We start from the raw sequence: 12,043 nt of genomic DNA, 5'->3' as shown, positions 1-12,043 counted from the left end.
CCGTTCTGGGGGGGGGTCTGGCCCCGGGGGGGGCCCCCGGGCGGGGGGGGGGCGCCCCCGCGCCCCCCCCCCCCCCCCGGGGGGGGGGGCCCCCCCCGGGGGGGGGGGCCCCCAACGACGGGCCGCAATAAGGAGTGTCGGACCACCCGGTGCGGGTGCTGTACTGGGCGCATGGGGGTTGACGACGGCCGGATGCGGCTTCCACTGACGAGTCATCCTGTCGGCGATCCGGGTTCCGGGCTCAGCCGGATCCTGAGCACCGGCCCGATGCTCCGCAACACCTTCGTCCACCCGCCCGACGGCCAGGTCGCCTTTCTGACCGCGAGCCGCGCCGACCTCCTGCGGCTCGGCGCCCTGTTCCGCGTCGCCGCGACGAGCCCGCACAGCGCGGTCCACATCCCGCTCCCGTCCGGCGACCAGCCGACGACCTTCGTCGGCAACGCCCGTCCGCTGCCGCTGCTCCTGGCCCGCGAGGACACCGGACTGCGGCCCTCGCACTGGCCGGACCTGCGGCGCCGGATGCGCCGCGCCTCGACACCCCTGAGGGTGACGGCCCCGGCGGCACGCTCCGCCGACCGCCCCGGCGACGTCCGGCGACGCGCCGACCGCCACCCCGCCCGTTTCGCCGAGCACGCCGCGACGATCGTCATCACCGCCCGGGCCGAGCTCCTGTTCTGGATCGGGGACTGGCTCACCGACGTCGGCGACCGCGTCGCCGCGGAGCCGCACGTGCATCAGCACGGCGAGTGCTTCCTCGGCGACATCGTCGGCTTCTTCGACCCCGAGGGCACGAACCGGCCGATGCACGCGTTCTGCGTCGTCGCCGTCGAGCCGATCTTCCACCGGGCCCGCTGGCAGCAGCAGCGCACGCCCGTCGGATGACCACCGGGCGCTGCGGGCGCTCCGGGGCGGCGGCGTGCGCTCACCCCCCGTCGGAGCGTTCGGCCAGGCTCCGGCGCCACTGCTCCATGCCCTGGCGGAGGGACTCGTTCACCATCAGCAGGAGTCCGGCGGAGGACTCGAACCGGGCTCCCGCCGGGGTCGTGTCGCCGAGGATCCCGGCCGCGCGCTTCGCCTCGGCCACCAGGGCGTCGTTCATCTGCATGGTGACCAGCAGGGTCCGGACCCAGATGCCGTCGTCGATGACGTAGCGTTCGCGCCGCACGCCGGGAGTCCGCTCCCGCCGCAGCAGTCCCTGCTGTTCGAGGAACGTGACGGCGTTCGAGATCGACGCCGGGCTGACACGGAGCCGCTGGACCAGCTCAGCGGCGGTGAGTGCACCGGAGTCGGTGACGTACAGGCAGGCCAGCACCCCGGCCGCCACCCGGGGCATCCCCTGCCGGACCAGGACGGCGGCCCAGGACTCCGTGAGGTCCTGGACCGTGTGGGGGTCGCGCCCCCGGCCGCCATCGGGGACCGAAGTCGCCGCGGGCTCGGCCTGCTTGTGCCGGCGGGCGCGGTGGCGGGTGGCCTCGTGCGCCCGGGTCGCCCCGTAGCCGTCGGGCCCGCCGTTGCGGGTGACCTCCCGCATGACGGTCGAGGCGGGCCGACCCAGGCGGCGGCCGATCTCCGCGTACCCGAGTCCGTCGGCCAGCCCTGCGGCGATCTGCCGGCGGTCCTCGCTGGTGAGTCTACCTCCGGGCATCGGCACCCGTCTCCCCTCTGCCGGCGTGCGCGGGGCCGGTGCCCGCGAACCTCGCGCCACAGTATGCATTCAGCCGCAGCTCATTGCAAAGGATGGCTCGATCGCCCATTGCGTTAAGCGTCAATGTCATTGCAATGATGAGCCCACGACGACAGAAACACCCTTGCAAAATAAGCGAAGTGAGGCTCTTTTGAGCGTTGACCAATTCATGAACGCAATGTAGCGTCGAGCATGTTCAGCGAAGCCCGAACACCGGCGGGAGCCGACCGGGTTCCCACGCCGACGTCCGCCGCCGGCGGATCCGAAGGAGGCACCACCATGTCCGTCACCCCCACCCACCAGCCGGAGCCCACCCTGCCCGAGCCCGCCACCGGGCAGGACCGCCCGGACCTGCAGGAGGCCGTCCAGGCCTTCGTCGACGCCGGGTTCGCCGGGATGCAGATGCGGGTGCACGACGAGCGGGGCGCATGGGTCGGCACCGCCGGCGTGCGCGAGCTGGGCGAGGCCGGGGAGCCTCCGGCGGACGGGCGGTTCTGGGTGGGCAGCACCACCAAGACCTTCGTCGCGACCCTGGTCCTGCAGCTGGTGGCCGACGGCGCGATCGGGCTGGACAGCCCGGTGGCCGACCACCTGCCCGGGCTCGGCCTGGACGGGCGCATCACCGTACGGATGCTGCTGCAGCACACCAGCGGGCTGTACAACTACACCGGCGAGCTCGACCCCGACGGGACGTTCGTGCCGGGGCTCCCCTCGGTGGGCAAGGCCTGGGTGGAGAACCGGTTCCACAGCTACCGCCCGGAGGAGCTGGTGCAGTTCGCACTCTCCCGGCCCGCGCGGTTCGAGCCGGGGACGGACCAGAGCTACTCCAACACCAACTACACGGTGGCCGCGCTGCTGGTCGAGCGGATCAGCGGCCGCTCGTACGCCGAGGAGATGCAGCGACGGATCCTCCAGCCGCTCGGACTGCGGGACACCGCGGTGCCCGGCACCTCCCCGGAGCTCCCCGAACCGCACGCCCACGGCTACTACCGCTACCAGGACGCCGAGCGCTGGGAGGTCGTCGACGTCACCCGCCAGAACCTCTCCCTGCTGATCGGCGCCGGCGACATGATCTCCACCACCCGGGACCTCCACACCTTCTTCTCCGCGCTGCTGGGCGGCAGGCTCCTGCCGGCCCCGCTGATGGACGAGATGCGCACGCCGCACGGGATGCTCGGGTACGGCCTCGGCCTGTTCGTGCAGGACCTCGGGCCGGGCCACGGCACCATCGTCCACCACAACGGCGGCGCCCCGGGCGGCTTCGGGGCGCTGATGATCAGCACCCCCGACGGCGGAAGGACCCTCACCGCCGGGCTCACCACCGGGGACTCCGCGACCGACCCGGCCCAGGAGTTCCCGAAGGCGCTGGACCGGCTCGTCAAGGCGGTGTTCACCGGCGGGCCGGCCGGCAGCGACGGGCCCACGACCTGATCGGCCGCGGCCCTGAACAGGCCGGGTCCGGGAGACGGCCGGGTCGGCGTCCGCGCGACGGGGGTGGACGCCGACCCGGTAGCGAGCCGGCTGTGTGGCGGTGGGGCCGCCGAGGCTCTCGGAGGCGTCGGCTCTGCGCGACGGCAGCCGGCCGGCGTCGCTTCCGGTCAACAACGCCGCACTCCGAGGGAGTTCACCCTCCGGGCGGAGGTGCGTTAGCAGCACGAGGGAACCGGACGATGTCCTCCCGGCCCGGAGTACGACCGCAGGCTGCCGAGGGCGGAGGCCCCGCCGGGCGGAGCGGTGTGCGGGCGTCGCATGCGGTTCGGTCGCCCGGCCGCTTCACGGCCGGCAGTGAACTACCGCGCCATGCGGCCGGGTTGACCTGGGCCGGCGTGCCGCCCGGTTTCCGGGGCTCCGCAGGCGCACGCGTGCCCGCGGGCGCGGTGGTCGGGTCAACCGGGGCGGGCACCGGTGGCGGGCTTCCCACGATCCGGTGATCGCCAGTGCATCGTTGACGACCCGTTGGAATGATGGCGCCGCTCGCCACCATTGGTTCGCCGACGATCGGTGCTACCACTTGCCGTGCGCTCGGGACACAACCGAGACAGCGCCTCACGGTCGTGCCCGAGTGGCACGACCCTCAGCGAGAAACCGAAAGGCTCCTCCATGGCCACCGCACTCCGCAAGACGCTCGCCCTCGCCACGCTGGCACTGACGGCCTCCTTCCTCCCCGCCGGGCAGGCGGGGGCCGCCGACACCGCCCGCCCCGCGGCGCGCACCCCCGGCCTCTACTGCCTCGCCAACGCCTGGAACACCCCGAACGTCTCGACGAAGCCCTGCAGCACCGGCGACCAGGGGCAGCACTGGACCGTCTCGGGCGAGCAGATCTCCCTCACCAACGCACGGGCCTACTGTCTCGCCAACACCTGGAACGCCCAGGACGTCTCGGTGAAGCCGTGCAGCGCCGGCGACCAGGGGCAGTACTGGAGCATCCAGGGCCAGCAGATCGTCCTGACCTTCGCCCCGGCCTACTGCCTCGCCAACACCTGGAACACCCCGAAGGTCTCCACCAAGCCGTGCGACGCCAATGACCCGGGGCAGCACTGGGTGGTCTTCAACGACCAGATCAGCCTCGCGGCGGCCTGACCCCCGCCTCCGCTTCCGCTGCGTCGGCGCCGGCGCAGCGGAAGCGGTGCTCCCCGTAAGGGCTCTACCCGTCGGTCCCCACCCGCGGGGCCGCACCGCCGGACGAGCACGGAGCGGACACGGCACGGCCGCACCCGGTAGCGTGACCGGGAGCTGTGCAGGGCGGCCAGGTGTCCCGGCCGTGACAGCCGGGCTCCAGCACACACGATCCGGACAGGGAGAGCAGCACATGAGCACAGCGCATGCCGGCCCGGGTGACTACAGCACGGTGCCGAATCCGGAGCAGGCCCTCAAGTACGCGATCCAGCACATCGCGGGTGACCGGGTCGAGATCGTCGAGGGAGTCATCACCCCTGTGTCACCGTCCTGGGCCCACGAGACCGCCGTCGACCTGATCCGTGAACAGATCGGCCCCCGCATGCGCGAGCTCGGCCTCCGCGCCGGCTCCGGGAACCTCGACCTGCCGGGCACGGAGAACTTCTACGTACCGGACCTCGCCGTCGTGCCGGCCGAGTTGGCGAAGACCGAAGGTGCGCTCCTCCCCGACCAGACCGTGCTCGTCGTCGAGGTGACGTCACCGTCGAACGGTGAGACCGACCGCACCGCCAAGCGTAGGCGCTACTCCCAGTTCGGCGCCCCGGTGTACCTCCTCGTGGACCGGCAGGAACGCACCTGCACACTGTTCTCCCAGCCGGGCCGACTCGGCTACACCCTGGTGGAGGGCCCCCACCCCTTCGGCACTCCGCTCCGGCTGCCGCAGCCGTTGGACCTCGAACTCGACAGCTCGGGTTTCTGAGCCCGGATCACGCCCGCCGCCCGGGCCGGGCCGAGGTCGCAGAACGCGGACGACCCTCGGAGCGCGGGTGGCCGCGATGCCGCGACGGCGGACCTGGTTGGATCGGCGCATGACGGATTGGTCGCGACTCAGCCATGCCTACGGAGCCGCCAGGGACATACCGGCGCTGCTCGACCGGATCACCGCCGAGCCGAGCCGGGAGCTCTGGAGCGACCTGTGGTCGGCGCTGTGCCACCAGGGCAGCGTCTACACGGCGAGCTTCGCGGCACTGCCCTGGCTGGCCGGAACGGCCGCGGGCGGGAACCGGGAACAGGCGGTCGACGCCCTGGTCCTGGCGGGCGCGATCGTGGCCCGCGCCGACCAGTGCCGCGGGGTCGACGACGTCCGCTCGGTGTACGCGCCGCAGATCGCCGCGCTGCTGACAGCCGTGGACGGGTACCGCCGGACGGCTTCCGACGGCGCCGACTACATCCACCTCCTGGAGGCCACGCTCGGCTTCGAGGGCGTCGTCGGCTGGAGCGAACACCTGGCCTGGGGACTCGGGAGCGAGGAGTACGTGGTCTCCTGCCCGGACTGCGGGACGGACCTGTTCATCGTCTTCGGCGAACGCGGCTTCTTCTCCAGCAGCGAGGACCACGCACTCGCGGACGGCGGCATCGCGACGATCGGGACGAGGGCCCTGCGCCCCTCGCCGCCCGCGGACCTCGACGGCATCGGCCGGCGCCTCCACGACCTCGCCCTCGCCGAGGGTCAGCCCGAGGTCGCGCACGCGTTGACCTACGTCTTCGGCCACGCCGCCTGCCCCGACTGCGGGTGCGACTTCGCGGTCGCGGAGCAGATCGCCGCCGACTGGTGACGGCCCCGACCGCCCGGGCCAAGTGCGCCCGAGCGGTCCGTGGCACCTGCGTCCTGGTGTCAGCCGCCGGCCGGCAGCTCGTGGGGGCTGAAGGTGCGGCGGTAGGCGGCCGGGGAGACTCCGAAGGCCGTCCGCATGTGCGCGCGCAGGGAGTTGGCGGAGCCGAAGCCGGCCCGGTGGGCGACCAGGTCGATCGAGAGGTCGGTGGTCTCCAGCAACTGCTTGGCCATTTCCAGGCGTTGGGCGGTCAGCCACTGCACCGGGGTCATGCCGGCTTCGTCGCGGAAGCGTCGGGTGAAGGAGCGCAGGCTCATCCGGGCGTGCTCGGCGAGCCGGGTGAGGGGCAGCGGCTCGCCGAGGTGTTCCAGGGCCCAGGCGCGGGTGGCGGTGGTGCTGGCGACGGTGGGTTCGGGGACCGGGCGGTCGATGTACTGGGCCTGTCCGCCGTCCCGCCAGGGCGGCACGACGCACATCCGGGCGGTCCGGTTGGCGACCGCGGCGCCGTGGTCGCGGCGGATCACGTGCAGGCACAGGTCGACGCCGGCGGCCACACCCGCGGAGGTGAGCACGTCGCCGTCGTCGACGAAGAGCACCTCCTCGTCGACCTTGACCGCCGGGTAGGCCCGGCGGAACTCCGGGGCCAGGTTCCAGTGCGTGGTGGCCGGCCGGCCGTCGAGCAGCCCGGCGGCGGCGAGCACGTAGGAGCCGGAGCAGATGGACACCAGCCGGGTGCCGGGCCGGATGCCGGCGATGGCTGCTTCGACCTCGGGCGGCAGCGGGCCGCCGCGGCCCAGCTCGGGCATGGCGTGCGTGGGCGGGACGATCACGGTGTCCGCCGCGGCCAGCGCCTCGGGCCCGGCGGCCGGTTGCACGGTGAAGCCGGCGTCGCTGAGCACGGGGGCACCGTCGGCGGTGCAGACGACGACGTCGTAGAGCGGGCGGCCGTCGGCGTCGAGGGCGCTGCCGAACACCCGGGAGGGGATCCCCAGCTCGAAGGGCGGGACGCCGGGCAGGGCGAGCACGGCGATCCGGTGCCGTCGGGGCTTCGTCCACCCGGGGTTCCGGGCCTGCTCGGGCTCCCGTTCGTCCGCGCTCCGAGCCGTCCCTGCTGCCGCCGTCCGCTGCGCCGTACCCATGGCCAGATCCTGTCACATAGTGGCTGGACGGCCAACACCGGCGCCGTCCCGGATACCGGATCGTGGACTGCGTCGCCGGGGAACGGCGGCGCACCGAACGGAACGAAGGACGAGGCAGGACAGCATGCGAGCGGTGGTCGTGGAGCAGTGGGGCGGGCCCGAGAACCTGGTCGAGCGCGAGGTCGAGCGCCCCGAACCGGGCCTGAACGAGGTCCTGGTGCGGGTGCACGCGGCCGGCGTGAACCCGGTGGACTGGAAGACCCGGGCCGGCGGCGCCCTCATCGAGTGGGGTGACGTCCCGGCGGTCGGGTGGGACGTGTCCGGCACGGTCGAGGCCGTCGGGCCCGGCGTGGGCGTGTTCCGCCCCGGCGACGAGGTCTTCGGGATGCCGCTGTTCCCGCGCCAGGCGGGCGGGTACGCCGAGTACGTGGTGGCACCGGCCCGTCACCTCGCCCCCAAGCCGGCCGCCCTGACCCACGTGGAGGCCGCCGCGCTGCCGCTGGCCGCGCTCACCGCCTGGCAGGCGCTGGTGGACACGGCGGACGTGCGCCCCGGCGAGCGGGTGCTGGTGCACGCGGCGGCCGGCGGGGTCGGCCACTTCGCGGTGCAGATCGCCAAGGCCCGCGGCGCGTACGTCATCGGCACCGCCAGTGCCGGCAAGCACGACCTGGTGCGGGAGCTGGGCGCGGACGAGGTCGTCGACTACCGGGCGGTGCGCTTCGAGGACGCCGTCTCCGAGGTCGACGTGGTGCTGGACGGCCTCGGCGGCGAGACGGCGCAGCGTTCCCTGCGGGTGCTCCGGCCCGGCGGCCGGCTGATCACCCTGCCCGGTCCGGACGACGTGCCCGCCGCCCCGGACGGCGTGCAGGCCCAGTGGGTGCTGGTCGAGCCGGACCACCTGGGCCTGCGCGAGATCGCCGCACTGGTGGAGCGCGGCGCGCTGCGGCCCGTGGTGGAGACGGTCCTGCCGCTGTCGCAGGCCGCGAAGGCGCACGAGCTCGGCGAGCAGGGCCGCACCACCGGCAAGATCGTCCTGACGGTCGCCTGACCCCGGACGGGTTCGACGTCCGCCCGGCCGGGCGGACGTCGAACCCGTCCGGGCGGGGCGACGTACGGGCCGCCGAGCCGGCCGGCGCAGCGGGCCCGGAGGCGGCATCGGCCGTAGAGTCCGAAGGCATGGCCGACCCGCCAGTCTTCGACGAGATCGCCGACGCGCTGTACGCCCTCGCGCCGTCCGACTTCACCGTCGCCCGCAACGCGTACGCCGACGAGGTCAAGAAGGCCGACCCGCAGCTGGCCAAGCGCGTCCGTGCCCTGCACCGCCCCACCCACGCCGCCTGGGCCGCCAACCTGCTCGCCCACCGGCACGGGGACCTCGTCGGGCAGCTCCTGGACCTCGGCCGGGAGCTGCGCGACGCCCAGCAGCACCTGGCCGGGGACCGGCTGCGCACGCTCACCGACCGGCGCCGCCGACTGGTCCGGGAGCTGACCGAGCAGGCGCAACGGGACGCCACCGCGGCCGGGCACCCGCTCGGCGCGGACGCGGCCGCCGACGTCGACCGCACGCTGTCCGCCGCCCTCGCGGACCCGGACGCGGCCCGGGCCCTGGCCGGCGGCCGGCTCACCGCCGCCCTGGAGCCGCCCCTGTGGCCGGGCGCCGCTCCCGTCGGCACGGAGACCGGCCACCCGGACACGGCCGCCACCCGGACCGCCGAGGCGGCACCCGCCGACGGGAAGGACTCCGCGGCCCGGACCCGGGCCCGGGCACACGCCGAACGCGATCACGAGCGCGAGAACGAACAGGAACGCGAGAACGAACGGGAAGGGGAACGGGTACGGGAACGGGAACGCGAGCGCGAGCAGGCCCGAGCCGCGGTGGCCACCTCGGAGCGGGCCGCCCGGGAGGCCGCCGACCTGGCCGCCGACGCCGCACGCGAACGGCGCCGCGCGACGTCGGCCCGGCAGCGGGCCCAGGAGGAGGCCGATCGTGCCGCGGCAGTCCTCGCGCAGGCCCGGGAGCGCGACGGCAGCGCGCGAACGGCCCTCGCCCGGGCCGACGACCGGGTCCGGGCCGCCGAGGACACCGCCGACGCCGCCCGCACCCGGGCCTCCCGGGCCCGCGCGGCCGGGCAGGAGGCGGCCGCCCGGCTGCGGGCCCTGGAGGACGACGGAGGACGGTGACCACGGCGCGGGTGAGGAAGGACGGGGTCGGCCGTCACTCATCCGGTGCGGGGCAGCAGTTGGGACAGCCGCCTCCGGGCGTAGTCGACGAAGCCGACGGCGGGCACCAGCTGGCACACGGCCGATCCGATCACCCGGCTGCGGGACAGCCCCAGGGCGGCGAACTCCTCGCCGATGAGCGGGAAGTAGGTGTCGTTGTCGTCGCCGACGTCCGGCGTCTCAAGCCACACCCGCTCGCCGTCGACCAGGTACGGGAAGCGGCGCAGCTTCTTCCGGTGGGTGGGCACCAGCGATTCCGCGTGGTGCAGGAACGAGTTGCGGTTGTGCCCGACGCCGAGCAGCAGGATGGACCCGCCCAGCTGGTGGATCCTCGCGAAGGGCGAACCGTTCCCGAGGGCGTAGCCGAGCGGCTGCTCGGCACAGATGGTGCGCGCGTCGGCGCCGAGTGCCGCCAGGGATGCCTGGGGGTGCCGGCTTCGGACCCGGTCCGGGTGCGCCAGCACGGCGCTGGGGATCGCACCCATCGCCGTCGGCAGCGCGTCGTGGAAGGTCGGGACGGCTGCGCGCGCCGCGGCCGTTCGCGGGTCGTCGAAGGCGTGGCGGTCGGGGTGCGGATCGGCGACCTGCCGGGTGTAGGCGGGCACGACGATCGTGCCGTTCCGGCCCACGGCGGCGCGCAGGGCCTGCACCACCGCGTCGGCCCCGCCGTCCACCCGGCCGAAGGCGGACAGCGACGAGTGGACCATCAGGACGGATCCCGGCCGCACGCCCAGCGATTCGAACTCACCTTGCAGGGCTGTCGCGTTCAGTGACTCGGTGGGTGGTGCGGTGTTCATGTCGATGCCCCCGTCTTCTGCCGTCATGTCGCCTTCCGTCTGCCGTCGCCGTTCGGGTCGTTCCGCCGTCACGTCGCGAGGGCCGCGCGGAGGAACGCGAGGATCTCCGCCCGGGCGGCCTCGGCCTGTGGTTCCACGCCGGGCAGGGTGAGGAACGCGTGCTTCGCTCCCGGGTATTCGGAGAGCCGCACCGGGGTCCCCGCCTCGCGCAACTGCTCGGCGTAGCGGCGGCCGTGGTCGGCGACCGCGTCCCGGGTGGGCACCACCACGAGCGCCGGGGCGAGCCCGCTCAGGTCGTCCGCGTACCGCGGCGAGACGGCCGCGGCGTCGGCTCCCGGCGGGACCGCGAGCCGCTGGACGAACCGCAGTTGCGGCAGGGCCCGGGTCGGGCTGTACGCGAACTCGGCGATCGAGGGGTGGTCGAGCATCGTCCCGGTCACGTCGACCACGGGGTTGACCAGCACCTGTGCCCTGAGCTCCGGGCCCGCCCGCCTGGCCCGGATGGCGGTCAGCGCGCTGATGAGCGCGCCGCAGCTCTCGCCGAAGACGGCCGCGCGCGCAGGGTCGACGCCCCACTGCGCCGCGTGGCGCACCACGTGCCGGAGTACGTCCCAGCCGTCGTCGGCGGCGTTCGCGAGCGGGCTGTCGGGGGCGAGGAGACGGTGCTCGACCGAGACGACGAGGGCGGGCAGGTGGGCGGCGAGGTGGCTGTTGGTCCAGTCGCACTGCGCCGCGGTGCCCACGAAGCCGCCTCCGTGGACGTGGACCACGAGTGGCAGGTCGGTCCGGGCGTCGTCGGCGCCGTCTCCCGCCGCCACCGGCCGGTACACCCGGACCGGGAGGTCGCGGCCGGGAAGCGCCAGGTGCTGCCAGGTGATCGCGGCGCCGGGGTCCGGTTCCCCGAGCACGGCCCGGGCCGTGCCGGACGCCCGCCAGCGGTTCTCCGCGTCGCGGTAGGCGCGCAGTTCCTCGGCCGTGATCGCCGAGAGGTCCGGCTCCGGCGGTCGTGTCGCGGGCGTGGTCGTGGTCTCACTCATGTGTCCTTCTCCCCCTCCCGGCCGCATGCCGGGTGTTCGTCGTAGCCGGACGGTGCGTTGTCCTCAGTATGCACGCACCGCGTGCATCATCAAGTGCATTGCCAAACGCAAGGCCGAGTGCATGAGTTAGGCTGAGCGCCGGACGAGCAAGACGAGCAAGACAAGCAAGACGAGCAAGACGAGAAGGACGAGAGGGGCGGGATGACCGGCCGAAGGCGATGGTCGACCGAGGAGATCCTGGACACGGCGGCGGAACTGCTCCGCACGAGCGATGCCGAGTCGTTCAGCGTGCGCAAACTCGCCGCAGCACTCGGGACCGACTCCTCCAGCCTCTACCGGCACTTCCGCAACAAGACCGAACTGCTGCGCGCGGTGGCCGACCGCGTCCTGCTGGCCGCCATGGACGGCTACCGCCCCGAGGGCGACTGGAAGCAGCGCATCACCGCGCTGGCCCTGCGCCTTCGCGAGGCCTTCGGCGAGCAACCCCAACTCGCCGCGGTGTGGGGGCGCTACGCCTCCGGCGGCACCGGATCCCGGCTGGTGATGGAGGAGCTGCTGCAGGCCCTGCGCGCATCCGGGCTGCCCGACGAGGAGGTGCCGGTGCGGTACCACCGCGTCGTGATCCTCCTCGCCGCACTGATCGCCTCCGAGGCCGGCATCAGCACCATCTCGCCCACCGAGTACGAACAGGGCATGGAGCAGTTCCGCGTCGCGGTGCTCGGCGCCGACCCGGAACGGTTCCCCACCCTGGCCCACTTCGCCCGCGACGTCCGTCCCCTCGGAGCGGACCGCAGCGCCGCCTTCGAGGAGATCCTCGCCGCCCAGCTCGCCCACATCGAGGCCTCGATCCCCTGACGCGCCGGCGCCGGACGTCCCCTGCGACCGGGGCCCTGCCGAACGCCGGTGGCGGAGGTCGGATGCGGGAGGGACGCGGGTG

At 74.0% G+C, this 12,043-nt stretch carries 12 protein-coding genes; 8 read left to right on the top strand and 4 right to left on the bottom strand.

Going from position 1 to position 12,043, the window contains the following annotated elements:
* Positions 1-171 precede the first annotated feature (171 nt).
* Entirely contained in the window at positions 172-882 is a 711-nt protein-coding gene (locus tag ACIGG8_RS22280; RefSeq protein ID WP_396550113.1) for a hypothetical protein, read from the top strand.
* Positions 883-922: 40 nt separating this feature from the next.
* Here the strand turns inward: ACIGG8_RS22280 and ACIGG8_RS22275 are convergent, their stop codons facing one another.
* Positions 923-1,645 (bottom strand): helix-turn-helix domain-containing protein, encoded by a 723-nt coding sequence (locus ACIGG8_RS22275; RefSeq protein ID WP_396550111.1) that lies wholly within the window; start codon positions 1,643-1,645, stop codon positions 923-925.
* Between the two features lie 318 nt (positions 1,646-1,963).
* Here ACIGG8_RS22275 and ACIGG8_RS22270 point away from each other — a divergent pair, with 318 nt between their 5' ends.
* The 4 genes from ACIGG8_RS22270 (at position 1,964) to ACIGG8_RS22255 (ending at position 5,916) form a co-directional block, all read left to right on the top strand.
* Entirely contained in the window at positions 1,964-3,115 is a 1,152-nt protein-coding gene (locus ACIGG8_RS22270; protein ID WP_396550110.1) for a serine hydrolase domain-containing protein, read from the top strand.
* A 669-nt stretch (positions 3,116-3,784) separates the two neighbouring features.
* The gene (locus ACIGG8_RS22265) at positions 3,785-4,264 is read left to right on the top strand and encodes a ricin-type beta-trefoil lectin domain protein (protein ID WP_396550109.1); all 480 of its coding nucleotides are present in this window, start codon (positions 3,785-3,787) and stop codon (positions 4,262-4,264) included.
* 229 nt (positions 4,265-4,493) lie between these two features.
* Positions 4,494-5,060 carry a Uma2 family endonuclease gene (locus ACIGG8_RS22260; RefSeq protein WP_396550107.1) on the top strand — a complete coding sequence of 189 codons (567 nt, stop codon included), beginning with the start codon at positions 4,494-4,496 and terminating at the stop codon, positions 5,058-5,060.
* A 109-nt stretch (positions 5,061-5,169) separates the two neighbouring features.
* Positions 5,170-5,916: a hypothetical protein gene (locus tag ACIGG8_RS22255; RefSeq protein WP_396550105.1), complete on the top strand. Its 747-nt coding sequence runs from the start codon at positions 5,170-5,172 to the stop codon at positions 5,914-5,916.
* Positions 5,917-5,975: 59 nt separating this feature from the next.
* Here the strand turns inward: ACIGG8_RS22255 and ACIGG8_RS22250 are convergent, their stop codons facing one another.
* On the bottom strand, positions 5,976-7,052 hold the full coding sequence (locus tag ACIGG8_RS22250; protein ID WP_396550103.1) for a GlxA family transcriptional regulator: 1,077 nt from the start codon (positions 7,050-7,052) through the stop codon (positions 5,976-5,978).
* A 124-nt stretch (positions 7,053-7,176) separates the two neighbouring features.
* Here ACIGG8_RS22250 and ACIGG8_RS22245 point away from each other — a divergent pair, with 124 nt between their 5' ends.
* Entirely contained in the window at positions 7,177-8,100 is a 924-nt protein-coding gene (locus tag ACIGG8_RS22245) for an NADP-dependent oxidoreductase (RefSeq protein ID WP_396550101.1), read from the top strand.
* Positions 8,101-8,228: 128 nt separating this feature from the next.
* Positions 8,229-9,233, top strand: coding sequence for a hypothetical protein (locus ACIGG8_RS22240; RefSeq protein ID WP_396550099.1), 1,005 nt, complete (start codon positions 8,229-8,231; stop codon positions 9,231-9,233).
* Between the two features lie 38 nt (positions 9,234-9,271).
* Here ACIGG8_RS22240 and ACIGG8_RS22235 read toward each other — a convergent pair whose 3' ends face one another.
* Positions 9,272-10,096 carry an aminoglycoside N(3)-acetyltransferase gene (locus ACIGG8_RS22235; protein ID WP_396550097.1) on the bottom strand — a complete coding sequence of 275 codons (825 nt, stop codon included), beginning with the start codon at positions 10,094-10,096 and terminating at the stop codon, positions 9,272-9,274.
* 41 nt (positions 10,097-10,137) lie between these two features.
* The gene (locus ACIGG8_RS22230) at positions 10,138-11,106 is read right to left on the bottom strand and encodes an alpha/beta hydrolase (protein WP_396550095.1); all 969 of its coding nucleotides are present in this window, start codon (positions 11,104-11,106) and stop codon (positions 10,138-10,140) included.
* Positions 11,107-11,307: 201 nt separating this feature from the next.
* On the opposite strand from ACIGG8_RS22230, the gene ACIGG8_RS22225 reads away from it, so the two are divergent.
* Positions 11,308-11,961: a TetR/AcrR family transcriptional regulator gene (locus tag ACIGG8_RS22225; protein ID WP_396550094.1), complete on the top strand. Its 654-nt coding sequence runs from the start codon at positions 11,308-11,310 to the stop codon at positions 11,959-11,961.
* Positions 11,962-12,043 lie beyond the last annotated feature (82 nt).

Source organism: Kitasatospora sp. NPDC085464 (assembly GCF_044541955.1).
Classification (GTDB): Bacteria; Actinomycetota; Actinomycetes; order Streptomycetales; family Streptomycetaceae; genus Kitasatospora.
The sequence above is the reverse complement of the archived record's forward strand: the minus strand, read 5'-3'. Positions and strand labels throughout refer to the sequence as shown.

Coding starts and splice junctions, on each gene's coding strand:
- ACIGG8_RS22280 (WP_396550113.1), top strand. CDS start 172: ATGGGGGTTGACGACGGCCGGATGCGGCTTCCACTGACGAGTCATCCT.
- ACIGG8_RS22275 (WP_396550111.1), bottom strand. CDS start 1,645: ATGCCCGGAGGTAGACTCACCAGCGAGGACCGCCGGCAGATCGCCGCA.
- ACIGG8_RS22270 (WP_396550110.1), top strand. CDS start 1,964: ATGTCCGTCACCCCCACCCACCAGCCGGAGCCCACCCTGCCCGAGCCC.
- ACIGG8_RS22265 (WP_396550109.1), top strand. CDS start 3,785: ATGGCCACCGCACTCCGCAAGACGCTCGCCCTCGCCACGCTGGCACTG.
- ACIGG8_RS22260 (WP_396550107.1), top strand. CDS start 4,494: ATGAGCACAGCGCATGCCGGCCCGGGTGACTACAGCACGGTGCCGAAT.
- ACIGG8_RS22255 (WP_396550105.1), top strand. CDS start 5,170: ATGACGGATTGGTCGCGACTCAGCCATGCCTACGGAGCCGCCAGGGAC.
- ACIGG8_RS22250 (WP_396550103.1), bottom strand. CDS start 7,052: ATGGGTACGGCGCAGCGGACGGCGGCAGCAGGGACGGCTCGGAGCGCG.
- ACIGG8_RS22245 (WP_396550101.1), top strand. CDS start 7,177: ATGCGAGCGGTGGTCGTGGAGCAGTGGGGCGGGCCCGAGAACCTGGTC.
- ACIGG8_RS22240 (WP_396550099.1), top strand. CDS start 8,229: ATGGCCGACCCGCCAGTCTTCGACGAGATCGCCGACGCGCTGTACGCC.
- ACIGG8_RS22235 (WP_396550097.1), bottom strand. CDS start 10,096: ATGACGGCAGAAGACGGGGGCATCGACATGAACACCGCACCACCCACC.
- ACIGG8_RS22230 (WP_396550095.1), bottom strand. CDS start 11,106: ATGAGTGAGACCACGACCACGCCCGCGACACGACCGCCGGAGCCGGAC.
- ACIGG8_RS22225 (WP_396550094.1), top strand. CDS start 11,308: ATGACCGGCCGAAGGCGATGGTCGACCGAGGAGATCCTGGACACGGCG.